This window comes from Collinsella sp. CLA-ER-H8, from assembly GCF_040092335.1.
GTDB lineage: Bacteria > Actinomycetota > Coriobacteriia > Coriobacteriales > Coriobacteriaceae > Collinsella.
Genome location: NZ_JBBNLU010000001.1, coordinates 221,844 through 247,887, shown reverse-complemented (window position 1 = coordinate 247,887; position 26,044 = coordinate 221,844). Strand labels below are relative to the sequence as shown.

The following is a 26,044-nucleotide window of genomic DNA, read 5'->3' as shown; positions in this document are numbered from 1 at the left end:
GGACTAGCAATCTACGATTTCTACCCCGTCTTCCGACGGTTAGTTGGCATGGATGATGCGGTTGAGCTCGTCGAGGTATTGCTGCAAGAGGGAAGAGGGCTTGCGCTCGTTGTGCATGATATAGCCTACGTGCATCGTTGGGGCGTCTGCTAACGGGATCGATGCCATGCCCCATTGCATTTCATTGGAGAGGACACCGGTCGACAGGGTGTAACCGTTCGACGTGATAAGTAAGTTAGTAAGTGTTCCGCGGTCCGAGATTCGTATGTTGCGGTCGCAAGGGATATAGCTAAAAGGTTCCTCGGCGTAATAGAAGGAGTTCGAGGTGCCTTGCTCAAAGCTGTAGCGCGTATAGGGTGTAAGGTCGGCAAGGGACAGCTGCGGGCGGCGGGCAAGCGGGTGGCGCTCACTTACGAACACGTGGACCTTTGCATCAAAGAGGTGATGGAAGCTTGCACGGGCATCGGCGAAGGCCCTCTGCAGAACGCGGGCGTTAAAGTCATCCAGATACAGAATGCCGATATCGCTGCGAAATGCGCGGACGTCATCGATGATCTGCGATGTGGTGGTCTCGCGCATGATGAACTCGAACTTGCTGTCGCGGCAGCGCTCGACCACGTTGACAAAGGCCTCGACCGAAAAGGCGTAGTGCTGGGCGGAAATGGCGAGGCGGGCTTGCGGGGTGCCGCCGTCCTCGTAGCGCGCCTCGAGCATGTCGGCCTGCTCTACGACCTGGCGCGCATAGCCCAAAAGCTCGGTGCCGTCGTTGGTGAGCGTGACGCCGCGGCTGGAGCGCGTAAAGATCTCCAGGTGGAGTTCCTGCTCCAGGCTTTTGACGGCGTTTGAGATGTTGGACTGAGCGGTATAGAGGCGCTGAGCTGCGGCGTTGATTGAGCCGGACTCTGCCACGGCAATCAGAAAACGAAGCTGCTGAAGGGTCATCGGCGCCGTCCTTTCGATTGCTATCTATAAAACCGATAACAGGTTAGCGCTTTTAAGTGATTGACCGAGCGAAACAATGCTCGTACTATTCAAAACACACAAAGGCGGTAGGTAATTAAACCGACCACTGAACCGGGATGCGAAAGGAGGCCCGCATATGAATTGCTTACCAAGGCGAATGCCGGGCTCCTGTTTGCGCCCGTCGGCGTGATCAGGAGACAGCGACTTACTTCTCTCTTATTTATTTACTTTTGTTCGATCAAGGAGATCATCATGAACCAGTTCATCAACAACTCCGAGCACACCTTTGGTTTCGATACCCTGCAGCTTCACGTTGGCCAGGAGAGCGCCGATCCCGCATCCGACTCCCGCGCCGTGCCTATCTACCAGACCACGAGCTATGTGTTCCGCAACTCCCAGCACGCCGCCGACCGCTTTGGTCTTGCCGACGCCGGTAACATCTACGGCCGTCTGACCAACTCCACCCAGGGCGTCTTCGAGGATCGTATCGCCGCACTCGAGGGTGGCGTGGCAGGTCTCGCCGTCGCCTCCGGTGCTGCTGCCATCACCTATACCCTGCAGGCTCTTGCCCAGGCCGGTGACCACGTGGTGGCTCAGAAGACCATCTACGGTGGCTCCTACAATCTGCTGGAGCATACGCTCTCCCAGTTTGGCGTCGAGACCACCTTTGTCGATGCCCATAACCTGGAAGAGGTCGAGGGTGCCATCAAGGACAACACCACGGTCATCTATCTCGAGACGCTCGGCAACCCCAACTCCGACATCCCCAACATCGACGCCATCTCCGAGATCGCCAAGAAGCACGGTTTACCGGTTGTCGTCGACAACACCTTCGGCACCCCGTATCTGTTCCGTCCGCTGGAGCATGGTGCCAACATCGTCGTCCACTCCGCAACCAAGTTTATCGGCGGCCACGGCACCTCGCTGGGCGGCGTGATCGTCGACGGCGGTAACTTCGATTGGAAGGCGAGCGGCAAGTATGCGCAGATCGCCGAGCCCAACCCCTCCTACCATGGCGTCTCGTTTGCCGAGGCTGCCGGTCCCGCCGCCTTCGCAACCTATGTCCGCGCCATCCTGCTGCGTGACGAGGGCGCCTGCATCAGCCCGTTCAACGCTTGGATCCTGCTCCAGGGCACCGAGACTCTGTCGCTGCGCGTTGACCGTCATGTCGAGAACACCAAGAAGGTCGTTGAGTTCCTGGCTGGTGACAGCCATGTCGCCAAGGTGAACCACCCGAGCCTGTCTGAGCACCCCGATCACGAGCTCTACCAGAAGTACTTCCCCCGTGGCGGCGCCTCGATCTTTACCTTTGAGATCAAGGGTGGCCAGGAGGCCGCCTGGAAGTTCATCGATCATCTGCAGGTGTTCTCGCTGCTCGCCAACGTGGCCGACGTCAAGTCGCTCGTCGTGCACCCGGCTACCACCACGCACTCCCAGCTCTCTGCCGAGGAGCTCGCCGAGCAGAACATCACGCCCTCCACGATCCGTCTTTCCATCGGTACCGAGAACGCCGAGGATATCATTTGGGATCTGAAGCAGGCCTTCGCCGCGCTGGACGAGTAAGGCGACTTGTGCAAGGACCCCTTGCGACTCGATAGGTATAACTGCATAAAATGCCTGCTCAAGGCGCCTGTGCGAACAATGGTTGCACAGGCGTCTTTTTTGCATAGAGAGGGCGCAAAAACAGGGTTTTTGACACGCTTTATGCATTCGAGTTGTGGAAAACTCCTGTTGAGAGGATGTGAGTTTTACGCAATTGACGTGCGCCTTTTGAGTAAAACCGCAGGTCGCGATTTGCTCGGGGTACTATGCAGCGCGATCGAATCACACGCAGCTCAAACGCAGCAAAAACGCACTACGGAGGTTTCCAGCTACATGAGGATCGATTCACGAAAACCGAAAGCCGCCGCCCTTTCCGCCGCTCTGACCGTGGCACTTTTGGCGGGCGCCGGTGCAACTGATGCCCACGCGGCAACACTATCCGACACGGTCGGATCCACGCCGTCCGAGGCGACGCTGGTGCAGCCCGTCGACTATCGCAGCGACGGCTTTGGCTCCATGCAGGAGTGGAACGCCTCGATGGAGGCCAAGCGCGATTCCCTTGAGATGCGTGCTCAGATCATCATGAACATGTACGGTGACTATGCCACCGATGACGAGCGCGCTGTACTGCAGGGTTGTATCGACGGTGCGGGCAGTCTTTTGACGATGGAGGAGGTCGACGCGAAGTCGACCGAGCTCGATGAGCTGCGCACTGCACTTGAGGATGCCAAGCGCGAAGCGCTCGAGGTTGCTGCCGCCGAGGCGGAGGCTGCCGAGGCCGCCCAGGCTTCGTACTACAACGCCGGTTACACTCCGTCCTACGCGTCTGCCGCGTCCTACGCGAACGGATCGGGCCTGACGCGCTCTGCGGGTGTCAATAACTACAACGGTCGCCGCGAGACCTATTACAGCAGCAATGTGCTTTATCACTATCGCACGGGCGAATGGACTCAGGATTCTGAGGGCTTCTGGCGCGATTCCGACGGCTATTACGTTGTTGCCGCGGGCGATATGGCCCAGGGCTCGACCTTTACGGGCTCCAAGGGTGATTGCAAGGTCTATGACTCCGGCTGCGCTGCCGGAACCACCGATTACTACACCGGTTGGTAATTTTTCTGCATCACGGATATTTGGCGGACGGGCGTCTTTACCGAGCTTTAGGGCAACGTAAGGACGTCCGTTCTATGTATGCGTTTGAGTTAACAGAGCCCTTACCGTGGCGGTACGCTGGGCGTATGGATGCGGGGCACACTGGTTCTTGAGAAATAAGGTCTTTCTCTTGGAGGAAGTGGTCTTGTGAATGCTCGAGATATTGCCGTTGCCGCCGTCGCGTTGATGCTTGGCTGCCTTGGTCCCACGGCCGCGCTCGTCGCGGGCATGCAGGGGACATGCGGGGCTGCTCCTATCGTGGTCGGCGCGCTGATCGCGGCCACGCTGCTGGGAAGCGCAGGCGTGGTTCTTTGCCGCGACGATGAGGACGAGGTGCCGGGGTCGCAACGCTAACTGTTGTGAGATCGGCCGCCGGTCATAGACGAAGATGAAGGCCGCCGCAGGGGAAAGGTTCCCTTGCGGCGGTTTTGCTGTTAAGGCTGTTGAATGCGGCGCGTCGGCGCTACCAGCTTTTCTCGATATCGCGGATGCGCCGATAGAGCCACTCGTTTTGCGGTGCCTGGATATCGTGTTTGGTTGCGAGGCGGCAGATGGTGCCCTCGAACTCATCAACCTCGGTTTTGCGCCTTGCGATGCGGTCTTGAGCCATCGAGGGCATACCGGCGGGGTCGATTCCCTCGATGAGGTGCACCATTTGCGTCAGGTCTGCCTCGGTCAGTTCAACGCCCTCGGCGTTGGCGACCGCAAGCGTTTCGCGCATGGCGGAAACAAAGCAGTGACGCTGCTCGGAGCCCGGCTCCGTGGCGCTTCCGTAGGTCCCGCCGTAGGCCATGCAGGTCTGGTTGATGCCGTCGTTGAGCATGAGTTTGGCCCACATGCGGTGGGCGATGTCGTCCTCGACGGTATGGGCGATGCCGCAGCGCGTATAGAGCTCGTCGATCGCGGTGATGGTTGCGGGGTTCGTGCCGGCCGCCGCGCCAAAGCGGATTTCGCCCGCATTGGTAAAGGTGAGCGCGCCGTTGAGAAACACGGCGTCCATGCCCTGGCAGATACCAAGAACGGTATGCTCCCAGCCAAAGCGTTCGGCAATCTTTTGCTCGCTCGTAATGCCGTTGCACAGCGAGGCGATGAGCGTGTTGGGTCCCACGACGCGCTCCATAGTCTTGAGTGCTTGGTCGAGACCGGTGGTCTTGACTGTCAGGATGACCAGATCGGCGGGCGTCGCCTCGCTGGCACGGACGGACGTGAGATCGCAGGGCTTGCCGTTGACGGTGAGCGCGTCGTTCGCATGACGCTCAAAACGGGCATCATCCATGACGTATTCGACGGCGTCGTTGCCGAGCGCCCGGGCGATCATGCTGCCGTAGAGCAGGCCGACGCCGCCCTTGCCGATAAAGGCGACCTTGTTGATCTGCATGTGAATCATCTCCCCATGTAAAAGGCGCCCGCGTAAGGGGCGCCTGATGGATTGTATGCTGCCAGGGTGATTGGTGGGTGCGCGGGGCGGCTGTTATAAAAAAGAAACTATTGCGCTGTGCGCTTATGCCACAGGGCAGACCGCAAAGACATGCGCGTGGGCATGGGCGACTCCTTTCATCGGGCTTTTTGCTGATGTTAAAGCGGTGCCGTGACGGCTCGATTTCTGCTGCGTTACGATACGTTCTCGATTGCGATTCCACGATGTTTCGGCTGCGTGACCATTGTGTTTCGCCTTGCCGGGGCGCTGATGGCGAAGGGAGGGGCCGTGCAATACCGTGTTGACCCCAAAAGTGGTAACCGAATATCCGCTCTGGGTCTGGGCTGCATGAGGTTTCCCGGTGCGCCGGGACACCCCGATGCGAAGACGGCCGATGCCATCATCTCCCGTGCGGTGGAGCAGGGGATTAATTATCTGGACACGGCCTATCTCTATCCCGGCAACGAGGCTTGCGTGGGCGCTTCGCTTGAACGCCTGGGCTTGCGCGACCAGGTTTTGCTCGCAACCAAGCTGCCGCATGCTTCGTGCAAATGCGCGGAGGATTTCGATCGGTTTTTCGACGAGCAGCTGCGCCGCCTGCAGACCGACCATATCGACTATTACCTCATGCACAACATTACCTCGCCCGCCCAGTGGGAACGTGTGGTGGCGTTGGGCATCGAGGACTGGATCGCGCGTCAAAAGGCGGCGGGGCGTATTCGCCAGATTGGTTTTTCGTACCACGGCAGCGCAGCGGACTTCCTGACGATGCTCGATGCATATGAGTGGGACTTTTGCCAGATCCAGTACAATTACGCTGGAGAGCGATATCAGGCGGGAACAGCGGGGCTCATGGCCGCCGCCGAGCGAGGCCTCGCGGTGTTTGTGATGGAGCCGCTGCTGGGCGGGCGTTTAGCGGGCAAGCTGCCGCCACGGGCCCGCGCTGTGCTCGATAGTGCCCGTGACCCGCATTTGCGCACTCCTGCCGCCTGGGGTCTTTCGTGGGTGTGGGATCATCCCCAGGTGACCATGTTGCTTTCTGGTATGACCGATACCGCGCAGGTGGATGAGAACTCGTCACTGGCAGACCTCGCGTTGCCGAATTCGATGACTGCCAACCAGCTCGACACGATCGCGCACGTGCTGGATGAGTTTGAAAAATCGAATCGCGTGCCCTGCACGGGATGCGGCTACTGCATGCCATGTCCCAAGGGTATCAACATTCCCGGCTGCTTTGCCGCCTACAACGCGAGCTATGCGCACAGCTGGTTTACGGGGCTGTCGCAATACTTTACGGCGAGTGCGGTGCGCACAAGCGAGGCCAAGCTGGCGAGCAATTGCGTCAAGTGCGGCAAATGCGCGCGCCACTGCCCGCAGCATATCGATATCCCCGAGCGTCTCGATGACGTGCGCCGGCGCTTCCAGCCGGGCCCCGTAACGGCCATGCTTAAAGTCTTCGGCAAAACACGCTCCTCATGACCCTTTTATAACTTGCGGTGGAATAGTTCCTGTTTGCGGCAGAATAGTGACCAAACAGGAACTATTCCACCGCAACTGAAGGGGGCTGTCGTGGGCCATCGAGATTCATGTGATGATTTGCGCGAGGTTCGTTGGGGCGTTTTGGGCGCCGGGCACATTTCGCATCGATTTGCATCGTCGCTCAAGGAGGTGGACGGGGCACGGCTGGTGGCTGCGGCCGGCCGCACTCCTGCACATGTCGAGGAATTTTCCCGAGCGTTTTCGATCGATGCTGCGCATGGCCATGCCTCGGTCGATGATAACGGCAATGCGGCTTATGACGCGCTGATTGCCGACCCCGATGTCGACGCAATCTACTTGGCTCTTCCGCATGGCATGCATACGCGTTGGGCCTGTCGCGCGCTGCGCGCCGGAAAGGCCGTGCTGTGCGAAAAGCCGGCCGTTTTGAGTGAGGAAGAGGCTCTCTCGATTGCCTCCACCTCTCGTGAGCGCGGCGTGCTGTTTATGGAGGCGATGAAGAATCGGTTTTGCCCGATGCGCACTCGCGTGAAAGACTTGCTTGCGTCGGGTGAGCTTGGCCGTATTGTCTCGATTGAAAGCGTGCAAAAGCTCGATTACGGCGAGCCTCCTTCGGGCTATCTGCTTGATTCGTTGCAGGGCGGCTGTCTATATGACATGGGCTGCTATGCGGTCGGTTGGTTTGAGGATTTGCTCGCGGGCGCGTGCGAGGTTTCATCCCGTGAAGTTCGCTGGCGTGACGTATCAGGCGGCCGCGTCGATTGGGCCGACGAGATCCGTATGAGCGTCGGCGGTATACCCATTCATATGGTGTGCGACGGCAAAGCAACATATGAAAGCCGCTTAACGATTGCCTGTGAGCGAGGCTCGTTGGAAATCGAGCGTCTCCATCGTCCCGAGCTCGCCCATGTGAAGTATTCCGATGGTCGAACGCTAGAAATAAATGCCCCGTTTGAGATCGATGATTTCTACGGCGAAATCCAGCATGCGACGCAGCTCATTCAGGCGGGGAAACTCGAGAGTCCCGTCATGCCCCTTGCCGCCACGCAGCGCTGTGCACACATCATCGATGCGATTCGTCTAGCCCTCTAGGACTTGGCGCTGACGCGTAGGGGATCATGACGCCGGCGCCCGTGGTGCCTGGCGGCCCACATCTCTGATGCCCCTTTTATAACTTGCGGTGGAATACGGTCTGTTTGCGCCAAAATAAGGCACCAATAGACCGTATTTCACCGCAACTGATGAGTAGGGAGCTGGAGATGCTGACGATCGGGTGCCATCTTTCGACGACGAAGGGCTATCGGGCGATGGGGGAGACGGCGTTGTCCATTGGCGCCAATACCTTTGCGTTCTTTACGCGCAACCCGCGCGGTGGCAAGGCAAAAGACCTTGACATGGATGACGTGGCGGCCCTGCGCGAGCTTATGGAGCAAAACGACTTTGGCCCGCTCGTGGCTCATGCCCCGTATACCTATAACCCCTGCTCCGCTAAGGAGCGGGCGCGCGAGTTTGCCCTGGAGGCCATGGCCGAGGATCTGCAGCGCATGGAAGCGCTGCCCGGCAACTACTACAATTTTCATCCCGGTGCGCATGTGGGACAGGGGGCAGACGTCGGCATTCAGATGATTGTCGACACGCTGTGCCAGGTGATGTTTGAGGGGCAGCAGACGACGGTATTGCTTGAGACCATGGCAGGCAAGGGCACCGAGGTGGGCCGTAGCTTTGAAGAACTGGCGTGCATTATCGAGGGCGTTGCCGCCAAGTGCCCAGAGCTGTCCGATAAGCTGGGCGTTTGTTTGGACACCTGCCATGTGAGCGATGCCGGCTACGACATCATCCATGATCTGGACGGCGTACTCGACGAGTTCGACCGCGTGGTGGGTATCGATCGCTTGCATGCCGTACACATCAACGATTCGAAGAACCCTTGTGGCGCCCATAAAGATCGTCACGAGTGCATCGGCAAGGGATACCTTGGCAGCGAGGAATTTGGTGGCGGTATGCAGGTTATGCAGAATATTGTATCGAATGGCCGTTTGTGTTCGCTGCCGTTTATTTTGGAGACTCCGAACGAACTTGCAGGTTATGCAGCTGAAATTAGATTATTAAGGTCATTGCAGCAGTAATGACTGTCACAAAGTAGAGTATTCCATTCACGTTATGGGTTTGTTTCAATCAGTTTTCTCATTGCAGATTCGTAATTCCAGGTGCATAATAGCCAACAGTTTTTGCAGGCCTCTGAATCAAACGAGGTCACCGGAAGGAGACTGATTATGAAGCTCAAGAAGCTTGGCGCATTTGCCGCCACGGGTGCCATGGCGCTCGCCCTCGCACTGACGGGCTGCGGCTCGTCCAACGCCACCTCTGGTTCTAATGCCGGTTCCAGCAGCTCTGACGACGCTAAGGTCGAGAAGGTCGACGGCTCCAAGGAGTACGCGCTCGTCAAGGACGGTACGCTGACCGTCGGCACCTCTGCCGAGTACGCTCCGTTTGAGTACAAGGATGACAACGGCGATTATCAGGGCTTTGACCTTGAACTCATCAAGGCTATCGGCGACAAGCTGGGCCTGGATGTCGAGTATGTCAACAATGACTTCGACACGCTGGTTCCGGGCGTCGCTTCGGGCGCCAAGTATGACGTCTCCATCGCGGCTATCACCGACACGCCCGAGCGTGAGAAGGAAGTTACTTTCTCCGATTCCTACTACATGGACGATCAGGCTATCGTGACCAAGGTCGATAACACCGACATCACGGCCGACAACTACAGCGAGAAGCTCAACAACGCCGACGCTACCATCATCGTCCAGTCTGGCTCGACCGCCGAGTCCTTTGCCCAGGAGAACTTCCCCAAGGCCAAGATTGTCCCCTACAAGGACGCCACCGAGTGCTTCAGCGCCCTGCAGTCCGATAAGGGCGACGCCGTAGTCACCAACCGCTCCGTTGCCAGCCAGCTGACCGCCGAGCAGTTCAACACCTGCCAGACCATCAAGCAGATCAGCACCGGCGAGGAGTACGCCATCGCCATCAACCAGGGCAACACCAAGCTCAAGGACGACATCAACCAGGCCATCAAGGACCTGACCGACGACGGTACCGTTGACGCCCTCATGGCTAAGTACAACATCAAGTAAAATAGCTACTTGATTGCTCGCGGGCCCTTTCCGCTTTGGCGGAGAGGGCCTTTGCGCTTCTCTTGACGGAGAGCATTTCCGTCTCGTTTTGCCGGCAACTTCTACGATAGGAGCCACCTTGTCTCGACTGAACAAAGGGGCCGTGGAGCAGCGTTTTCCACTGCCCGCCTTGCTCCAAAAGCTAGTCTGCGTCATGGCCGTGGCGCTCGCGCTGGTGTGTGTGGGGGCATATGCGCCCACGACCGCTCAGGCGCTTGAGACCGCAAAGATTACCGCCCGACCCAACACCGGTTCGGGCAGCGCTGTGGTCGGCGGTACCGAGACGCGCATTACCTGGGAGGTCCAGGCCGATGCCGATGAGGAGCTGAGCGGTCTTTCTTTGACGTTTGTCGACGGCACGACGTTTGGTACCGATGACACGCGATTGACGATGCTCTCGGGCGAGGACCTCATGGATCGTACGCCCATGAAACCCACGTGCAAGGCTGATGGCCAGACGCTCAAGATTGACTTTGGCGAGACGGCGCCTGCCGGCGGCTTTTTCCGTGTCGAGGTTTACGGCGTGACCTTCCCCGTCGAGGGCGGCGATGAGGCCTTTAGCGGCACCTACACTTTGGCCGATGGCTCGACCAAGAAGATCTCCAAGATTCCGTCGGTGGAGATCAAGGGCGTGACGGCCTTCGATAACTTCCTGGCCGATCTTAAGGAGCAGCCGTGGGTCGAGGCCTGGAACTCCAATATGTTCCTGCGCCTGTTCTTGAACCCGGTCATTTTTGTCCAGAGTCTGCCGATCGTCTTCAAGGGCTTCCTCATGTCGCTCTCGATCGTGCTTGTGGCGTTTCCGCTGGCAATTCCCTTCGGTTTCGCCCTATCGCTCATGCGCATTTCCAAGTCGCGCATCCTGCGCTGCCTTGCCGGTATCTACGTGAATATCATTCGCGGTACGCCGGCGTTCCTGCAGATTTATATCGCGTTCTTCGGTCTGCCGTTGGCCGGCGTCAAGGTTGATGACTACGTGCTCGGCGTCATCGTCATGGCCATGAATTCGTCTGCCTATCTGTGTGAGATTTTCCGTGCCGGTATTCAATCGATCCCCAAGGGCCAAAACGAGGCTGCTCGCTCTCTGGGCATGAATGCCTTCCAGACGCTGCTCTACGTTATGATTCCGCAGACGTTCCGCAATGTTTTGCCTACGCTGACCAGCGAGTTTATCTTGCTTTACAAGGATACGTCGCTGCTTGCGGCCGTGGGCGTGGTCGAGATCGTCATGAACGCCCGCACCATCGTGGCCACGACGGGGTCTATCACGCCGTATGTGGTTGCCGCCCTGTTCTATCTGGTCATTACCCTGCCGCTTGCGCGCTTGGTGAGCGGTCTTGAGGCGAGGCTGTTGGGTACGGCCGAAACAAAAAAGAAGCGTCCCACCAAGAGCGCCGGACAGGTCGTCGCGACGCCCGCCGACCACATCGCCGGTTTGTAAGGAGGTTCTATCATGAGCGAAACCAATAACTCGAACGAGGTCGTCGTCAGCATCAAGAACCTCCAGAAGGCCTTTGGCGACAACGTGGTCCTGCGCGATATCGATCTGGATGTGCATAAGGGCGAGGTCGTCGTAGTTTTGGGCCCCTCGGGCTCGGGAAAGTCGACGATGCTTCGCTGCATCAACCGTCTGGAGCATCCCACGAGTGGCTCGATTGTCGTTGAGGGTGTGGACGTGTGCGCCAAGGGCGTCGACCTTAACAAGGTGCGCACGCATCTGGGTATGGTGTTCCAGCAGTTCAATTTGTTCCCGCACTTGTCAGTCAAAAAGAACGTCATGCTCGCGCAGCAGAAGGTGCTCAAGCGCAGCAAGGAAGAGGCCGAGAAGATCGCCGTCGAGGAGCTGACCAAGGTCGGTCTTGCCGAGCGTATCGACTTTATGCCGAGCCAGCTCTCGGGCGGCCAGCAGCAGCGCGTTGCCATCGCCCGCGCCCTGTCGATGAACCCGCACGTCATGCTCTTTGACGAGGCCACCTCGGCGCTCGACCCTGAGCTCGTGCGCGACGTCTTAGGTGTCATGCGCGACCTGGCACGTGACGGTATGACCATGATCGTGGTGACGCACGAGATGGGCTTTGCCCGCGACGTCGCCGACCGTGTCGTCTTTATGGACGGTGGCGTCATTGTGGAAGAGGGTACGCCGAGCGAGGTCTTCGACCACCCCAAGAGCGAGCGCACCAAGGCGTTCTTGGGCAATATCTCGTAGCCGGTTGATGTAACTGTCGTTATAAAAGAGCGGGGGCTGGACTTGAATCCAGCCCCCGCTCTTTTGTAGGGATGAGGATGCGCTTTGATGCAGGCTCTTTTGGAGGCCCTGGGTTCGTTACGCGAGCTCGGCTCCGAGGGCCTTGCAAGCGGTCTCGCCCTCGTCGTCGGGCGCGTTGTAACAGATGGTGGAGTCCACGACGTTGACGCCGGCCTCGTCGGCGTCGGCCTTCCAGTTGTCCATCCACTCGCCCTCGGCCCACGAATAGGAGCCAAAGAGGACGACCTTCTTGTCGCCGAGAGTCTCCTTGACCTCGTCCCACATCGGCTGGAACTCATCGTACTCGAGTTCCTCGGAGCCCATGGCGGGACAGCCGAAGGCGAAGGCATCATATTCGGCGGCCTTGTCGGCAGAGAAGTCGGCGCAGGAGATGACCTCTGCCTCGGCGCCGGCATCGGTTGCACCTTCGGCAACGAAGTTTGCCATGGCCTCGGTGTTGCCCGTGCCGCTCCAGTAGACGACGGCGATCTTGCTCATGTTGAGTCCTTTCAGTTGTGCGGCAGGTTGCCGCGGCTTCTATGTTCTATCGGGTTGCCTGGGCAAGTTGCGCCAAGCTGCAGCCCTGCTGATAGACAAAGGTGAGGTATTGAGTACAAGCGCGGTAGGCGTCAAACATCGCAAGCGCTTGCTCGACATTCGTGTAGACCTTCCAAGCTCCAAAGACCTTGTAGTTCTCGCCGCGCTGGACGATAAACTCGTGCACGTCGTCGTAGGGATATCCGAGGAAGTAGCCTATTTCGTGCGGAAACTCGCAGGTACAGTCGTTGCTGCAGCTAGCTTGCTGGGGTAGTGCGCATCGAGTCTGGCTACAGGCGCATTCCGCGACGTTATTGCTCGCGAGCGTGATGCGTGATGCCAAATGCACAAGGCATGTCGAAAGGTCTCTTGTGTCGTAGCCTTCCGAGGCGAGCGCCGTTTGGGCGCGAGGGTCTGCGAAATAGGTGGTGAGGCTTTTGGCTCGGTACATATACACGAGCGCTCCGCAGGGCCGCCAGACCAAAACACTCAGGTGGATACCGAACGGGTCAAGCTCGCGATTGCACTGGGCGATAACGTTGAGCAGGCGTGCTCGGCGTTCTGCGATGGTTTCGGTTGCGGTCGAGCCGTCCCCGTGGGCATAGGTGCCTGGATAGGTAAAGAGCGATGCCGGCTTGATGCCCGCGAGCGTGGGAGAGCAGTTGCGCACGACTGCTGCCTGAAACGTTGGGATGTCTATAGTTCGAGTCACGGCGCTCCTTACGGATCTAAACTGTTAGCCTAGGAAAACTTATACACGAAAGTAAGCCACGGTCAACAAAAAAGTTTGAAGCGGGAAACTAATTGACCGAACGGACATGATTTTGGGTTAAGATGGGGACACCCCATGGGGGTATCTAGATAGGGCTACTTGAAAGGGGAACGCATGAGTGACTTGCTCAACCCTGCGAATCTCATCGTGCTGGCCGTCATTGCCGTCGGCATGTTTTTTGGACTGCGTCGTATTGCCGCTTCGACACACGGGAAGAGTTGCTGCAGCGATGGCGCGAGCGGTAAGAAGGCCAAAAAGGTTGTTGTGGTGGATACCGATGCGTCACACTACCCCTATAGCGATGAGCTGCTCATCGGCGGTATGAGCTGTGACGGCTGCGCTCAGAACGTGGCCAATGCCCTCAATGCGCTGGACGGCGTGTGGGCAACGGTGACGTATGCGGATCACACGGCACGTGTGCGCTCTAAACAGCCGATCGATCGCGGTGCTCTCGTGGCCGCCGTGAAGGACGCTGGTTACTACGTCATGACGCTGTAAGCGCCGCCTTGGATGCATTTCCTTGTCTAGGCTCGTCCGCGCAGTTCGATGTCTTGGATATCGTCGAAGTCGATGGCGATATCTTTGAGCTTGAGGAGCCTGAAGGCAGGGAGTACTTCGTCAAGGATGCCGGTGCGGGAGCGATAGCCGTACGTATCGTAATAGGTGACGCGGACCAGGTCGCCACGTTTGAGACCCTCGAGCTTTTTAGAAAGCACGAGGGTTTTTTCTTCCGTGAGCTCACGTTTTGGCTCGACGGTGATTTCCTGCTTGCGCACGAGTTCGTAGTATCCCGTGAGGGCGGCAAAGGGCATAAACTGTGCGGCGCGGTTGGCGCGCACGGCACCGTTGGCTGTGAGGCTGGGGTCGGCGGCGCGGCGTCTGCCCTCGGGGTCCGCCAGGCGCTCGAAGGCGGTCGGCGGGCGCACGGGCTGTTGTTTGGGTTTAGGCACGGTGTCCTCCAACTTGGTCGTTGCGTTCGCGCGCGGTGGCGCCGGCGGTAAAGCTTAATCCCTTGACCAGGGCGTTCTTGCCGTACTTGCCTTTCACGGCCAGGACGGCGCGCGCCAGGTCGCGCTCGCGCTCATCGGCCTCGATATCGCTAAACAGATCGATGGTGGCAAATTCCTCGGGCATGAGGTTGCCAAATCCCAGGTTGATGCGCTTGACCGGTCGTTTGGGATCGACAGTCTGCGCCCAGAGCTCATCGAAATAGCCCATGATCTTCTTAAACGAATTGGTGCGCTCGGGTAGCTTTCGCGAGGCGTTGGAGTGCGCAAAGAGTGCGGCATAGCCACCGCGCGGTTTGCCGCCATGCTCTCCCACAAAGATGCCATCGATTGCCTGCGCTTCGCGCACCAGGCGGCGCCGTTCGTCATCGCGCTGGACGGGCTTGGGAGCACGGGGCGCGAGCTCGGGGCCGGCGGTTGCGGTGGGTTCGATACTCGATGTGCTCGAGCGCAGATGCCCGCATCCGTCCACATATTGCGCTGTACCGCTGGCGTCAAGGCGGCGTATGTCGGCGCGCTCGCTCGCGTAGCCCACAAAGAGCGAGATGCTGTCACATACCATGTGCTTATCGACCAAGTCCAGCACGGCACTGTCGACCATCTCGCGCAAGACGGTGTAGGCCTGCTCGTAGGCATAGCCCTTCGAGAGCACCTGCCCTGTGGTGGTCGAGGTCGCTTGCGGGCGATAGGCTTGGATATCGGCGATGGTTGTCGGCTCACGCCCGAAGGCGTGGTCGATAAGATATTCGGCATTGACACCAAGTTCGTCGTAGAGCAAGTTCTCGTCGAGTGCGGCGACGCCCATCAGGTCGTAGACGCCATACTTTTCGAGTCGGGCTGCCACGCCGGGGCCGATGCCCCAGATGTCGGTGATGGGGCGGTGGGGCCAGATTTCTTTGCGAAAGGTTTCGTCGTCGAGTTTGCCGATGCGGCTGGGTACGTGCTTGGCGGTGATATCGAGTGCTACCTTGGCCTGGAATAGGTTGGGGCCGATGCCGACCGTCGCCGTGATGCCGGTGCGCGCGAGGACCTCATCGCGCAACATGCAGGCAAAGCCTTTGGCATTGGTATGGTAGAGGTCTAGATAGGGCGTCACGTCGATAAAGCATTCGTCGATTGAATAGACGTGAATGTCTTGCGGGCTCACGTATTCCAGATAGATGCCGTAGATTTGCGCCGACACTTCCATGTAGTGCTGCATGCGCGGTACGGCTTTGATGTAGTCGATGCCGTCGGGAATCTCAAACAGACGGCAGCGATTGTGAATCCCTAAGTCCTTCATGGCCTGTGTGATGGCGAGGCAGATGGTCGTGCGCCCGCGCGATTCGTCGGCAACGACCAGGTTGGTGGTGAGCGGGTTGAGTCCGCGGTCGACGCACTCGACGCTAGCGTAAAACGTCTTGAGGTCGATGCAGATATAGGTGTGCTGCTCGTGCCCCACGCGTCCTCCCATCAAACACATGTTCTTATCGAATACTTGTTCGATAATACCCGCTCGTCCGGATGTCGTCAAAACCTGTCAAAAAGGGACTGGTTTGTTTTGGTAGGTATGGTCGTGCGGTTGGATCGGGTTTTTAACGCAGCTCTAAAGAGTGCGAAACAGCTCGGAAAACCTTGCTTCGTAGCATGAGCCTAACGATTGATACCGCCTATGCGCACGGAAGGGTTGTGGGAAAGATGGTCAATTATGGGTTTGGTATGCCGACACGCCTTGTTGCGGATGGAGACGTGGCTCGCTGGTGCGGACGATTGGTCGCTCACTACGGTGGCACCAAGGCGCTGGTCGTGCTGGGCGGAGACAAGCATACGCGTGATGAGCTCGTCTCGGCGGCGCTCGGCTCGCTTGATCGAGCTCTGCTCGAGCGCGTGCTTTTTCGCTGCGGCTCGGTTGAGGGTGACGGGGGAGACGAGCTGATCGACGAAGCCGTGGCCCTGGCGACCGACGAAGGCGTGGACTTTGTCCTGGCGATTGGCGATGCCGATACTGCTGGCTTTGCGCGCGAGCTCGCGCGTCGCATGGCGGCGCTCGATGCCGGCGAAGACGGTTTTGTCCCTTATGGATGCATTCTCTCGGAGGGCAAGGCGCCTGCTGTCGTGGGCACCGGTGAGGTTCCCGTTTTTGCCATTATCGCGCCCGAACTGCTGGAGGGCATCGGGTCTCCTCTGCGTGAGTTGCTCGGTAGCGTCTGCGCCGCGGCCTAATATTTGCCATAAAAGGACGGGTTATTTTTGGTTGGTAAAGCGTTTGACCTGCCAAAATAAGCCTGTCCCTTTTTAATCGGTTGCCGTTTGGGGGCCGATTGGCAACGCTCGCTGATTGTAGTCTTGACCTGCGCTAGAATAGTGGCATCTGAATGTCCGGGCGCATGGAGGCGTGCGCCCGTATGCTGAGGAGGACTCTATGGCAACTGTTGCCGCACCTATCGATGCTACGTCGACTGCCGCTTGGAAGGCGCTCGAGGCTCATCAGGAGAAGCTTGAGGCCGATGGTATCGACCTCAAGGCCTGGTTCGCTGCTGACGCCGACCGCGTGAACAAGCTGAGCTTTGACGCCGGTGACCTGCACTTCGATCTTTCGAAGAACCTGGTGACCGATGAGACCGTCAAGCTGCTGTGCGATCTTGCCCGCGAGGTGAAGCTTGAGGAGCGCCGCGATGCCATGTTCTCCGGCGAGCACATCAACACCACCGAGGACCGCGCCGTCCTGCACACCGCGCTGCGCCGCCCGGCAAGCGAGAAGGGCCAGCTCATCGTCGACGGCCAGGACGTCGTCGCCGACGTGCACGAGGTCCTCGATCGCATGTATGCCTTCGCCGAGCGCGTGCGCTCCGGTGAGTGGAAGGGCGTTACCGGCAAAAAGATCGAGCATCTGGTGTCCATCGGCATCGGCGGCTCCGATCTGGGCCCGGTCATGGCTTACGAGGCTCTGCATCCCTACGCCGACGCCGGTATCGACTGCCGCTACATTTCCAACATCGACCCCAACGACCAGGCCGAGAAGCTCAAAGGCCTGGATCCCGAGACCACGCTCGTGATCATCGTCTCCAAGACCTTCACCACGCTCGAGACCCTCACCAACGCTCGCGAGGTCAAGACCTGGATGCTCGAGCAGCTCAAGGCTCAGGGCGCCATCGACGGCTCCGATGAGCAGAACGCCGAGGCCGTGGCAAAGCACTTCGTCGCCGTCTCCACCGCACTCGAGAAGGTCGAGGCCTTCGGTATCGACCCCGCCAACGCCTTCGGTTTCTGGAACTGGGTCGGCGGCCGCTATTCCGTTGACTCCGCCGTGGGCCTGTCGCTGATCGTCGTGCTCGGCCCCGAGCGCTTCCAGCAGTTCCTCGAGGGCTTCCACGCCATCGACGAGTACTTCTGCAACACCCCGCTCGAGAACAACGCCGTCGCGCTGATGGGCCTGCTCAATGTCTGGTACGTCAACTTCTTCGGTTCCAAGAGCCACGCCGTGCTGCCGTACTGCCAGTACCTGCACCGCTTCCCGGCCTACCTGCAGCAGCTCACCATGGAGTCCAACGGCAAGCATGTCCGCTGGGACGGCAGCGCCGTGACCTCCGACACCGGTGAGATCTTCTGGGGCGAGCCCGGCACCAACGGCCAGCATGCCTTCTATCAGCTGCTGCACCAGGGCACTGTGGTGGTTCCGGCTGACTTCATCGCCTTCGCCAATACCGCCAACCCTGCGACCGACAGCGGCCAGGATGTCCACGAGCTGTTCCTGGGCAACTTCCTGGCCCAGACCAAGGCGCTCGCCTTTGGTAAGACGGCCGATGAGGTTCGTGCCGAGGGCACGCCCGAGCAGATCGTCCCGGCCCGCTGCTTTGAGGGTAACCGTCCGACGACCTCGATCTTTGGCGACACGCTGACCCCGTTCGCACTCGGCGAGCTCATCGCACTGTACGAGCACATCACGTTTGTCGAGGGCACGGTCTGGGGCATCGACTCCTACGACCAGTGGGGCGTCGAGCTGGGCAAGCAGCTTGCCAAGCAGATCACCCCTGCCTTCCACGACGATGCCGCCAAGGCCGAGCAGGACGCTTCGACCCAGGCGCTCATCGAGTTCTATCGCGCGCATCGCAAGTAGTCGCTGCTGTTAACGCATCGCGCCTTATAGTCAGGGGCCCGTATCCTATCGGATGCGGGCCCCTTTGCTTTGCCGTAGTCCCGGGGCGCACGGCCTTTGTGGAACATCGCTGGGGCGCCGCGCGCCGCGAGAACCCTGCGCCTAGATCTCGGCCTCCGCATGGTCTCGCTGCGCCTCGGGCAGCTCCCCGTAGAGCGGATGGTCTTCGAGCCTAAAGCGCTCGACCTGTTCGGGAGTGCGACCGCGCACAAAGAGCCACGAGCGATCGATCGGCGTCGCCATGAGCGTGCTGGGCAGCGCGTCGGCGCGGTCGGAAAACACCCGGGCACTCTCGGGATCCTGGAACGCCAGCACCAGATGCGTGTCGCAGTTGCCCATGATGGAGCGTGCGCGTGCCTCGCCATAGAGCGCATCGAGCTGGTTGGTCGACTGCAGCAGCAGCGTTGCCCAGATGTTGCGGCTTCGGATAATCGAGAGCACGTTGTCGATCTGGGGGATCTGCAGATTTGCGAAGTCATCGAGCATAAAGCGCACGGGCACGGGCGGGCTGCCGTCGGGCTGCCTATCGGCTTCACGAATGAGGCCCATAAACGCCTGCGAAATAAAGAGGCCGGTCAGCGGATCGAGATTGCGGTCAATATCGCTCACGGTTACAAACAGGGCGCAGGGGGTGTGTCCCATGGAAGCGAAGTCCACCTGATGGCACTCACGATAGAGCTGTGCCGCGCCGTCGAATCCCAGACACATGACCTTTTCGGCAAGGATGCCGACGATGCTCGCGTGCATGCGCTCGGCATTTTGCGTAATGGCGTAGCGCCGCCATAGCGAGAGGGCATAGCTTTGGGGGTCGATCGTGATCAGGTCGTCAAACAATCGACCCGTGGCACCGTCCTGCAGGTGCTCGATCAGCTTGATGACCGAGCTGATCGTCTGCTCGTCGGCGGGTAGCTGTTCGGTGACGTAGGCGATAAGACACGACAGCAGGTTTGCCGCCGCATGATCCCAAAAAGGCTGGTTGTTGTCCTCGATGGGGCAGATGGCCTTTGCCACCGAGAGGATGTCCTGCTGGTTGGGCCTGCCGTCCGCCTTGCGGCGAATGTGCCTCAGGGGGTTGTAGCCGCAGCGCTCGATGCCGGGCGCAAGGGCCGGGACGGTGTTGAGGTCGGCGAAGTTGAGACATTGCACGCGGTAACCGTGGGCTGCCAGCACGGGTCCCACTTCGCGACAGAGCGTGCCTTTGGTGTCGAGCACGATGTAGCTTGCGTTCATTTGCAGCAGGTTGGGCTTGAGGACGTTTCGGGTCTTGCCGGCTCCCGAGGGGCCGATCACAAGTGCGTTGTTGTTGAGTCCCGTTTGGCGGGTGTCGCAGGAAAGCGTTCGATCCTTGGCGAGGATGGTGGACGATGCGGACTCAGATGCGGCGAGGCGGCTGGCGAGGCTAGACATGGGCGACCTCCTTGGTGGTCGAGAGGATTTCGTGGGCAAAGCCGAGCTCGACGGCGCGCTCGGCCGAAAGGTAGGTGTCTTTTGCAGTGAGGGACTGGATGCGCTTGGGCGTGAGGCCGCTGCGGTCCGAGAGGATTTGCGTGAGGGTCTTGCGGGTCTGCATGAGACGCCGGCTGGTTTCCTGCAGCGCAAGTGCCGAGCCGCCTGCCCCCTGGGGAATCAGCGGGTCGTGAATCATGAGCTCTGCATGGGGCGCCATACGGCGATCGTCGCCGCCCATAAAGATCACGGCGCCCATGGACGCGGCGAATTCCAGGCAGACGGTGCGGATGGGGCACGATGCGAGGCACATGGCGTCATAGATCGCAAGACCCGATCGCACGCTTCCGCCGGCGCTGGCGACAAATATGGTGATGGGGCGGCTGGGGTCGGTGGCATCGAGCAGGCGGATCTGCTGGCATAGGTCGTGGGCCATCGGGGTTTCGATGTTTCCCATGACGGAGAGCTCGCGACGGGCGAGCATCTCATCGTAAATGCTGGTGAGCGTGATACCTCGGGCGGATTCACGCATGGTGAGGGGGCTGATGATGGGGGAATGATTGGTGTCCATGAGGACTCCTTTCTGTTGGTTGTGTTGTGGAATAGGATTGTTGCCCGCGGAGGGGCTGGCGGGCTACAGGGTTCGTCCAAGCCTGAGATCGAGCTCGGTTGTGGGACAGGCTGCCTGTTCGTGCGGCTCGCAAGCGCCAAGGGCTCCAAAGCGATGGAGCGTTGCGGCGGGCGTGGTGTAGGCGAGCCGCAGCTGATGCTCGACAGGGGCACATCCGTCATTTTTGTAATGAGCCGCGTAGTACTGCGCGATGCTGGCGTTCATCTCGTTGCCATTGCGATGGCGCTCAAACTGGCGTCTGCAGGTCTCGATGATCTTTGCTACCGACTTGGGTGCCGTCGCGGGAACAAGGGCGAGATAGCCCTCAAATAGCTCGTTGATGCTCAGGAGGCACAGCAGGTCGATCAGCGTCCTTATGGCCGCTCCCTCGGCGGAAAAGTGCGCGGTCATGCGGTTATATCGGTTGCGGTCGACGATGACCGCATGGGGTCTTGGAGTTTTCTGCCCCGTGGTCCCGGGCTTTTGCCGCGCCTGTGTATTGAGCTCGACGTTGCAGCGCCTGAGGCCGTCCAGCGGAAGGAACAGCGCGGTGCGCAGGGTGTTCCGCTTGCTTTCGAGTTCATGACGCTCGTCGGGTTCCCATTCGAGCTTGAGTTTCGTGTCGAGCGCCGTAAGCATATGGGCTAGGCAGCCTACGGTAAGAACGTGCGAATCGTTGTCGCGTTTTGGGGCATAGGGGTCCGTCAGCTTGCGAATGTCGGGGTCGCCCATGATCTTTGTGCAGCGCTTCAGCAGTTGAGGGTGATCGGCCAAGATCGTCGCGAGCGGTAGCGACGCGTAGTTCTTGATGGTCGCGGCGGCAAAGGCGGCGTCATATTCGTTTGCATATGCTCGCTCAATGCGGGCATCCAGAATGCTTTTCTTATCGCCGTCTTCAGCGTGGTGGTTTGTCATAGCTTCTCCAATCGGTTGATGTTCGTGCTGTTTGTTGATGTGTTGGTTGTCGTGAGTGATGTGCTTGCCGTGGGTGATGTGCTGACGTTGGGGTGCTATGCGGTTTTCAATGAGCCCGTGAGGCAGTTGCTGCAGGGGCGGGATGGAACGGCCCATGCAAGGCGGAAGGCATCGTGCTCAAAATCGAGACAGCAATGCCCTGGGTGCCTCACATGTGGCAGTTACCTCATTAAGTTGTCATTGCGTTTGGGGTTGTACTTTGCCGATCTTCCTTCTCTTACACGCTAAAACTCAAACTTCATATGCTCGATCTACTTAAAACCGCAACGGCGGTCTTTTATCAACTTATATTTCGGAACGCGTCTTTGCAAGTACTTTTTTGTCTTTGTTTCAAATGGGGTGGTTTTGCAACCGTCATACGCGCGCTGTGCGAACGTGCCCCGGCTCGGATAAGATAGTGCGCGATAAAAACGATGCAAGGAGGCACATATGGCAATTAAAGCCATCGCAATGGATATCGATGGTACGCTTACCAACGATCAGAAGGTGATCAGCCCGCGTACACGCGAAAAGCTGCTCGCGGCGCAGGAGTCGGGCATTAAGCTCATTTTGGCTTCGGGCCGTCCCGCATGGGGACTACACGCCTTGGCGCAGGAGCTCGACCTTCAAAACCATGACGGTCTGCTAGTCGCCTTTAATGGCGCGCATGTGGTCGACGCTCAGACCGATGAGGTCCTTTTTGACCAGGCCATGCCGGCTGACGAGCTGCATCGCCTGATTGATCACCTGCGTAATTTTGACGTGATCCCTATGATTTCGCTCGGTCGCGATTTGCACGTCGAGGACTCGTACCATTGCATGATTACGCTGCCGGATGGCTCGCAGAAAAACATCGTCAAGTATGAGCGCGACGCGTGCGATCTTAAGATTCGCGAGGTGGAGAGCCTGCATGAGGTCGCTGATGCTTATCCCGTGGACAAGCTGCTGACGGCGGGCGACCCGGCCTACCTGCAAGCGCATCACGAGGAGATGTACGCGCCCTTTACCCAGACGCTTTCGGGTATGTTTACGGCCGACTGGTACTTTGAGTACACGGCGCCCGGTATTGACAAGGCCCGCGCGCTCGAGGGTGCCCTGCCCAAGCTCGGCATCGATGCCAGCGAGGTCGTCTCGTTTGGCGACGGCCAGAATGACAAGTCTATGATTGAGTGGGCCGGAACCGGTGTTGCCATGGGCAACGCCGTCGATGAGGTCAAGGCTGTGGCCCAGATGGTGACCGCCAATAATAACGAAGACGGCATTGCGGTGGCGCTGGATAAGCTGCTGGGTTAGAATCGCCGATAGTGCATGGCTCGGGCGTCCGCTTGCGGGCGCCCTTTTGTTAGGGAGGGTGCCGTGTCCGCATTTCCGTTCGACGCCGTTATCTTTGACATGGACGGCGTCATTGTCGATACCGAGTATTACTACCTGGGCGAGACTGCCGCGTTTGCCAAGGAGCTTGGGCTTAATCTGACTCAAGAGGAGTTGAACGGGCAGGTTGGTACCTCGCATCAGTTCTTCCTGCGTATGCTGGTCGATTGGTTTGAGCGCGCCGGGAAGGGGCATTTAACTGGCGAGGAAGCGTTGATCCGTTGGGACGAGTGGGCGCATAAGCGTCCGCGCGACTATCAGGCTTTGATTAACTCAGGCGCCGTGGATACGATTCGAGAGCTGCCGCGCCGTGGCGTTCGCGTGGCGCTTGCCAGCTCGTCACCCATGGTTAGCATCGAGGAAGTGCTCAATGCGTGCGGGCTGTCGGATGCCTTTGAGTATGTGGTGAGCGGCGAGCAGTTTAAGGAGAGCAAGCCCGAGCCCGACATCTACCTGCATGCGCTGGACCTGCTGGGACTGCCCGCGAATCGCTGCTGCTGCGTTGAGGATTCGGTGCCTGGCATCACCGCTGGCAAGCGAGCCGGCCTGACAGTCATTGCCAAGCGCGAGGAGCGCTTTGGCTTTAGCCAGGATGCCGCGGACAAGATTATCGACCAGCTGCCGGAGCTGCTCACGCTTTCTTAGGGGCGCGGTAGTTGCGCGTTTTTCGGGTCTGATGAGTAAATAGCCAACATTTTGGTGCGACACCTAGCATACTTTAAGCTAATGCGGGCTTAAGGGCTTGTTGAATGCCCTTAAGCCCGTTTTAGAATTAATTGTGCTGGGAGAGGGTATATGCCACCGACTGAAGGGCTAACTGACGGTAAAGCAGCGATACCGCTGTACCAACAGGTCATTGATATCATTAAAAACGAAATCAACTCCGGCGCCTACAAGGCAGGCGCGCGGATACCCAACGAATTCGAATTGGCTGAGAGCTATAAAGTTGGCCGCGTTACCGTGCGACGCGCTATTGAGGAGCTCGTCCAGCAGGGCTATCTAACGAAGCGACAGGGGAAAGGCACGTTTGTCAATGCCCCCAAGCTCAAGCGCAAGATTCGCCAGAAGGATGACGTTCAGAGTTTTTCGGACGCATGCCGCGTTAACGGAATGGAACCGGGGGCGTGTGTCATTTCGAGAAAGATACTGCCGGCGGATTCCACCGAAGCACAGTTCTTTGGTGTTCCCGTTGGAACTGACTTGATTTGCGTTGAGCGCGTGCGCACTGCCGATGGAGTCCCCGTCATGCTCGAGAACAACATATACGTTTACGAGGACAACGCCTATCTATCAACGGCACCTCTATCTAACCAATCCATTTTTGAGTTCGTGCGTAACCGGACGGGCCGTACGCCCGCGTTTACCGACCCGTGCACACTCGAGATCGCGTGCGCGTCGCCCGAGGTCGCTCGGCTGTTGGCAGTTCCCGTTGGCGAACCCTTGTTTTATATGGAAGCCTTCTTTTTTGATGAGCAGCGGCGGCCGTTTATCATCGGTCGTCAGCGAATCGTTGGGTCTCGCTACGTTTTTGACATCTAGGACATTGCGAATGGAAGCGCCCGGTGGATCATCTCACCGGGCGTTTCCATACCGTTCACGGCGCAAACGCGACCGTTCAACCGCGTTGCGGCAATCAGTTTGAAATTATCTTGATGAAGGAAAAAGCTGCTGGTAATCTATGGGACGTCATAGAACGTTTGCATTGTGCAAACGTTGAAGCGAGATGCGATGCAGTCTCGAGTTCTTTGGAGGTATCTATGTCAGATACGAAGGCGAAGAAGACAAACAGACGTTTTAAGTTCAAATTACCGCATGTCTATACGATCATGTTCTTGCTGATCGTTGTCTTTGCGGTCCTGACTTGGATCGTTCCCTCTGGTCAGTATCAGCGCAAGACGATTTCGACAGCGGCGGGCGAGCGTGAAGTCGCCGTTGCTGGAACCTATGAACAGGTCGATAAGAACTACACCGATTCCGAGACCGGCGAGACCATCAATCTGGGTCAGGATATCTTCGCGGTTCTGCAAGCGCCCACCAAGGGTATCCAAGAGGCTGCCGACGTCGTTGCGTTCGTCTTATTGATTGGCGGATCGTTCGCGATCATCACCAAGACCAACGCTTTGAATGCCGGCATGAGCCGTGTGATTAAAAAGCTCAAGAACAAGGACATCCTCATCATTCCCATCACGATGACGTTGCTGTCCATTTGTGGCACTACGTTTGGTATGTCTGAGGAAGCCCTGCCGTTCTATGCCATCTTCATTCCCATCATGATGGGTATCGGTTATGACTCGATGACGGCATTCATCATCTGCTTCCTTGGTCCTAACCTGGGATATTGTGCTTCGACCATCGACCCGTTTAATGTTTTGATCGCCCAAGGCATCATTGGCATCGAGGGTAATCCGCAACTGTGGCTGCGTGCCGTTTCTTGGGTCATCTTCACTGCCGTCGGTATCGCATGGGCCATGCGCTACGCCATGCGCGTCAAGAAAAACCCCGAGTCGTCCATTGTGTACGAGGACGATAAGCTCAAGCGTATTGAATTTTCCGTGACCGATGCCTCCATCGAGGAAGAGTTCACTATCCGTCAGAAGCTCTTGCTTATCGATTTTGCTTGCGGTATGGGCATTATCGTCTGGGGTCTTGTTACCCAGGGCTGGTACATGAATCAGATTTCCGCCGTGTTCCTTGGCATGGGCTTGCTTGCCGGTATCCTGGGCGGCCTTGACCAGCAGACGATCGCAGAGGAGTTCGTTAAGGGTCTCGCCGACTTTGCGTACGCTGCCGTCGTTATCGGTATCGCTCGCGGTATTCTGGTCATCGCCGAGGGCGGCATGATCATCGACACCATCCTCCAGGCGCTCGCTACCGCGCTCGCCGGTGCACCCGCCGCCGTCTACACCACGTTTATGTATGTCGTCCTTGGTCTGCTCTCTTTGCTGGTTCCCTCGAGTTCTGGCCTGGCGGCGCTCACCATGCCCGTTATGGGCCCCCTGACCGAACTCATGGGCCTCAATCCCGAGGCGGCCGTCACCGCGCTCCAGTTTGCCAACCAGACCATCAACACCATCAGCCCCGTGGCGGGCATGACGGTCGCCGGCCTTGCCGTGGCTAAGATTTCGTTTGGCCAATGGTGGAAGACCATTTGGAAGTTCTTCATTTTCATGGTCGTCTTTGGCCTGATCGTAACGGCAATCTCTGGCATGCTTCCGGTGTAGGTGGT

General features: G+C 58.6%; 25 protein-coding genes. 16 read left to right on the top strand and 9 right to left on the bottom strand.

Annotation, left to right across the window (positions count from 1 at the left end; all coding sequences use genetic code 11):
- Window positions 1-39 precede the first annotated feature (39 nt).
- Window positions 40-942: a LysR family transcriptional regulator gene (locus AAAX72_RS01120; protein ID WP_349128651.1), complete on the bottom strand. Its 903-nt coding sequence runs from the start codon at window positions 940-942 to the stop codon at window positions 40-42.
- Between the two features lie 273 nt (window positions 943-1,215).
- Here AAAX72_RS01120 and AAAX72_RS01115 point away from each other — a divergent pair, with 273 nt between their 5' ends.
- The 3 genes from AAAX72_RS01115 to AAAX72_RS01105 all read left to right on the top strand — a co-directional run bounded on the left by AAAX72_RS01115 (window position 1,216) and on the right by AAAX72_RS01105 (window position 4,008).
- Window positions 1,216-2,526, top strand: a complete 1,311-nt coding sequence (locus tag AAAX72_RS01115; RefSeq protein ID WP_349128650.1) for an O-acetylhomoserine aminocarboxypropyltransferase/cysteine synthase family protein — start codon at window positions 1,216-1,218, stop codon at window positions 2,524-2,526.
- A 312-nt stretch (window positions 2,527-2,838) separates the two neighbouring features.
- Window positions 2,839-3,615 (top strand): hypothetical protein, encoded by a 777-nt coding sequence (locus AAAX72_RS01110; RefSeq protein WP_349128648.1) that lies wholly within the window; start codon window positions 2,839-2,841, stop codon window positions 3,613-3,615.
- Between the two features lie 186 nt (window positions 3,616-3,801).
- Window positions 3,802-4,008 (top strand): hypothetical protein, encoded by a 207-nt coding sequence (locus tag AAAX72_RS01105; RefSeq protein WP_238022794.1) that lies wholly within the window; start codon window positions 3,802-3,804, stop codon window positions 4,006-4,008.
- A gap of 109 nt (window positions 4,009-4,117) precedes the next feature.
- Here the strand turns inward: AAAX72_RS01105 and AAAX72_RS01100 are convergent, their stop codons facing one another.
- Window positions 4,118-5,032, bottom strand: coding sequence for a ketopantoate reductase family protein (locus AAAX72_RS01100; RefSeq protein ID WP_349128647.1), 915 nt, complete (start codon window positions 5,030-5,032; stop codon window positions 4,118-4,120).
- Window positions 5,033-5,359: 327 nt separating this feature from the next.
- Here AAAX72_RS01100 and AAAX72_RS01095 point away from each other — a divergent pair, with 327 nt between their 5' ends.
- The 6 genes from AAAX72_RS01095 to AAAX72_RS01070 all read left to right on the top strand — a co-directional run bounded on the left by AAAX72_RS01095 (window position 5,360) and on the right by AAAX72_RS01070 (window position 11,947).
- Window positions 5,360-6,550, top strand: a complete 1,191-nt coding sequence (locus AAAX72_RS01095; RefSeq protein WP_349128645.1) for an aldo/keto reductase — start codon at window positions 5,360-5,362, stop codon at window positions 6,548-6,550.
- Window positions 6,551-6,640: 90 nt separating this feature from the next.
- Window positions 6,641-7,660 carry a Gfo/Idh/MocA family oxidoreductase gene (locus AAAX72_RS01090; protein ID WP_349128644.1) on the top strand — a complete coding sequence of 340 codons (1,020 nt, stop codon included), beginning with the start codon at window positions 6,641-6,643 and terminating at the stop codon, window positions 7,658-7,660.
- 167 nt (window positions 7,661-7,827) lie between these two features.
- Window positions 7,828-8,694: a deoxyribonuclease IV gene (locus AAAX72_RS01085; protein ID WP_117848784.1), complete on the top strand. Its 867-nt coding sequence runs from the start codon at window positions 7,828-7,830 to the stop codon at window positions 8,692-8,694.
- A gap of 147 nt (window positions 8,695-8,841) precedes the next feature.
- On the top strand, window positions 8,842-9,702 hold the full coding sequence (locus AAAX72_RS01080; RefSeq protein ID WP_152067906.1) for an ABC transporter substrate-binding protein: 861 nt from the start codon (window positions 8,842-8,844) through the stop codon (window positions 9,700-9,702).
- A 118-nt stretch (window positions 9,703-9,820) separates the two neighbouring features.
- Window positions 9,821-11,182, top strand: a complete 1,362-nt coding sequence (locus tag AAAX72_RS01075; protein ID WP_349128642.1) for an ABC transporter permease subunit — start codon at window positions 9,821-9,823, stop codon at window positions 11,180-11,182.
- Between the two features lie 12 nt (window positions 11,183-11,194).
- On the top strand, window positions 11,195-11,947 hold the full coding sequence (locus AAAX72_RS01070) for an amino acid ABC transporter ATP-binding protein (protein ID WP_055251428.1): 753 nt from the start codon (window positions 11,195-11,197) through the stop codon (window positions 11,945-11,947).
- Between the two features lie 117 nt (window positions 11,948-12,064).
- Here the strand turns inward: AAAX72_RS01070 and AAAX72_RS01065 are convergent, their stop codons facing one another.
- Window positions 12,065-12,484 (bottom strand): flavodoxin, encoded by a 420-nt coding sequence (locus AAAX72_RS01065; RefSeq protein WP_349128640.1) that lies wholly within the window; start codon window positions 12,482-12,484, stop codon window positions 12,065-12,067.
- 46 nt (window positions 12,485-12,530) lie between these two features.
- Entirely contained in the window at window positions 12,531-13,235 is a 705-nt protein-coding gene (locus AAAX72_RS01060) for a DUF3793 family protein (protein WP_349128638.1), read from the bottom strand.
- Between the two features lie 174 nt (window positions 13,236-13,409).
- Here AAAX72_RS01060 and AAAX72_RS01055 point away from each other — a divergent pair, with 174 nt between their 5' ends.
- Window positions 13,410-13,793, top strand: a complete 384-nt coding sequence (locus AAAX72_RS01055) for a heavy metal-associated domain-containing protein (protein WP_349128637.1) — start codon at window positions 13,410-13,412, stop codon at window positions 13,791-13,793.
- Between the two features lie 26 nt (window positions 13,794-13,819).
- On the opposite strand, the gene AAAX72_RS01050 is transcribed toward AAAX72_RS01055, so the two are convergent.
- On the bottom strand, window positions 13,820-14,245 hold the full coding sequence (locus AAAX72_RS01050) for a hypothetical protein (RefSeq protein WP_349128635.1): 426 nt from the start codon (window positions 14,243-14,245) through the stop codon (window positions 13,820-13,822).
- On the bottom strand, window positions 14,238-15,755 hold the full coding sequence (locus AAAX72_RS01045) for a DNA repair protein (RefSeq protein WP_349128633.1): 1,518 nt from the start codon (window positions 15,753-15,755) through the stop codon (window positions 14,238-14,240). Before AAAX72_RS01045 ends, AAAX72_RS01050 begins: the two co-directional genes overlap by 8 nt.
- Before the next feature lie 245 nt (window positions 15,756-16,000).
- On the opposite strand from AAAX72_RS01045, the gene AAAX72_RS01040 reads away from it, so the two are divergent.
- Window positions 16,001-16,504, top strand: a complete 504-nt coding sequence (locus AAAX72_RS01040; protein ID WP_349128632.1) for an iron-containing alcohol dehydrogenase — start codon at window positions 16,001-16,003, stop codon at window positions 16,502-16,504.
- Window positions 16,505-16,703: 199 nt separating this feature from the next.
- The gene (pgi, locus tag AAAX72_RS01035; RefSeq protein WP_349128631.1) at window positions 16,704-18,398 is read left to right on the top strand and encodes a glucose-6-phosphate isomerase; all 1,695 of its coding nucleotides are present in this window, start codon (window positions 16,704-16,706) and stop codon (window positions 18,396-18,398) included.
- A gap of 141 nt (window positions 18,399-18,539) precedes the next feature.
- Here pgi and AAAX72_RS01030 read toward each other — a convergent pair whose 3' ends face one another.
- From AAAX72_RS01030 to AAAX72_RS01020, 3 genes are all read right to left on the bottom strand, one after another.
- The gene (locus AAAX72_RS01030; protein WP_349128629.1) at window positions 18,540-19,844 is read right to left on the bottom strand and encodes a VirD4-like conjugal transfer protein, CD1115 family; all 1,305 of its coding nucleotides are present in this window, start codon (window positions 19,842-19,844) and stop codon (window positions 18,540-18,542) included.
- Window positions 19,837-20,454 (bottom strand): ATP-dependent Clp protease proteolytic subunit, encoded by a 618-nt coding sequence (locus tag AAAX72_RS01025; protein ID WP_349128627.1) that lies wholly within the window; start codon window positions 20,452-20,454, stop codon window positions 19,837-19,839. The genes AAAX72_RS01030 and AAAX72_RS01025 overlap by 8 nt, the downstream gene beginning before the upstream one ends.
- Window positions 20,455-20,517: 63 nt before the next feature.
- Window positions 20,518-21,564 (bottom strand): hypothetical protein, encoded by a 1,047-nt coding sequence (locus AAAX72_RS01020; protein WP_349128626.1) that lies wholly within the window; start codon window positions 21,562-21,564, stop codon window positions 20,518-20,520.
- Between the two features lie 333 nt (window positions 21,565-21,897).
- Here AAAX72_RS01020 and AAAX72_RS01015 point away from each other — a divergent pair, with 333 nt between their 5' ends.
- The 4 genes from AAAX72_RS01015 to AAAX72_RS01000 all read left to right on the top strand — a co-directional run bounded on the left by AAAX72_RS01015 (window position 21,898) and on the right by AAAX72_RS01000 (window position 26,039).
- Window positions 21,898-22,740, top strand: a complete 843-nt coding sequence (locus AAAX72_RS01015) for a Cof-type HAD-IIB family hydrolase (RefSeq protein ID WP_117799033.1) — start codon at window positions 21,898-21,900, stop codon at window positions 22,738-22,740.
- Between the two features lie 63 nt (window positions 22,741-22,803).
- Window positions 22,804-23,463, top strand: a complete 660-nt coding sequence (locus AAAX72_RS01010) for an HAD family phosphatase (RefSeq protein ID WP_349128624.1) — start codon at window positions 22,804-22,806, stop codon at window positions 23,461-23,463.
- Window positions 23,464-23,613: 150 nt separating this feature from the next.
- Window positions 23,614-24,357, top strand: a complete 744-nt coding sequence (locus AAAX72_RS01005) for a GntR family transcriptional regulator (RefSeq protein WP_035138851.1) — start codon at window positions 23,614-23,616, stop codon at window positions 24,355-24,357.
- 218 nt (window positions 24,358-24,575) lie between these two features.
- Window positions 24,576-26,039 carry a YfcC family protein gene (locus tag AAAX72_RS01000; RefSeq protein ID WP_349128622.1) on the top strand — a complete coding sequence of 488 codons (1,464 nt, stop codon included), beginning with the start codon at window positions 24,576-24,578 and terminating at the stop codon, window positions 26,037-26,039.
- Window positions 26,040-26,044 lie beyond the last annotated feature (5 nt).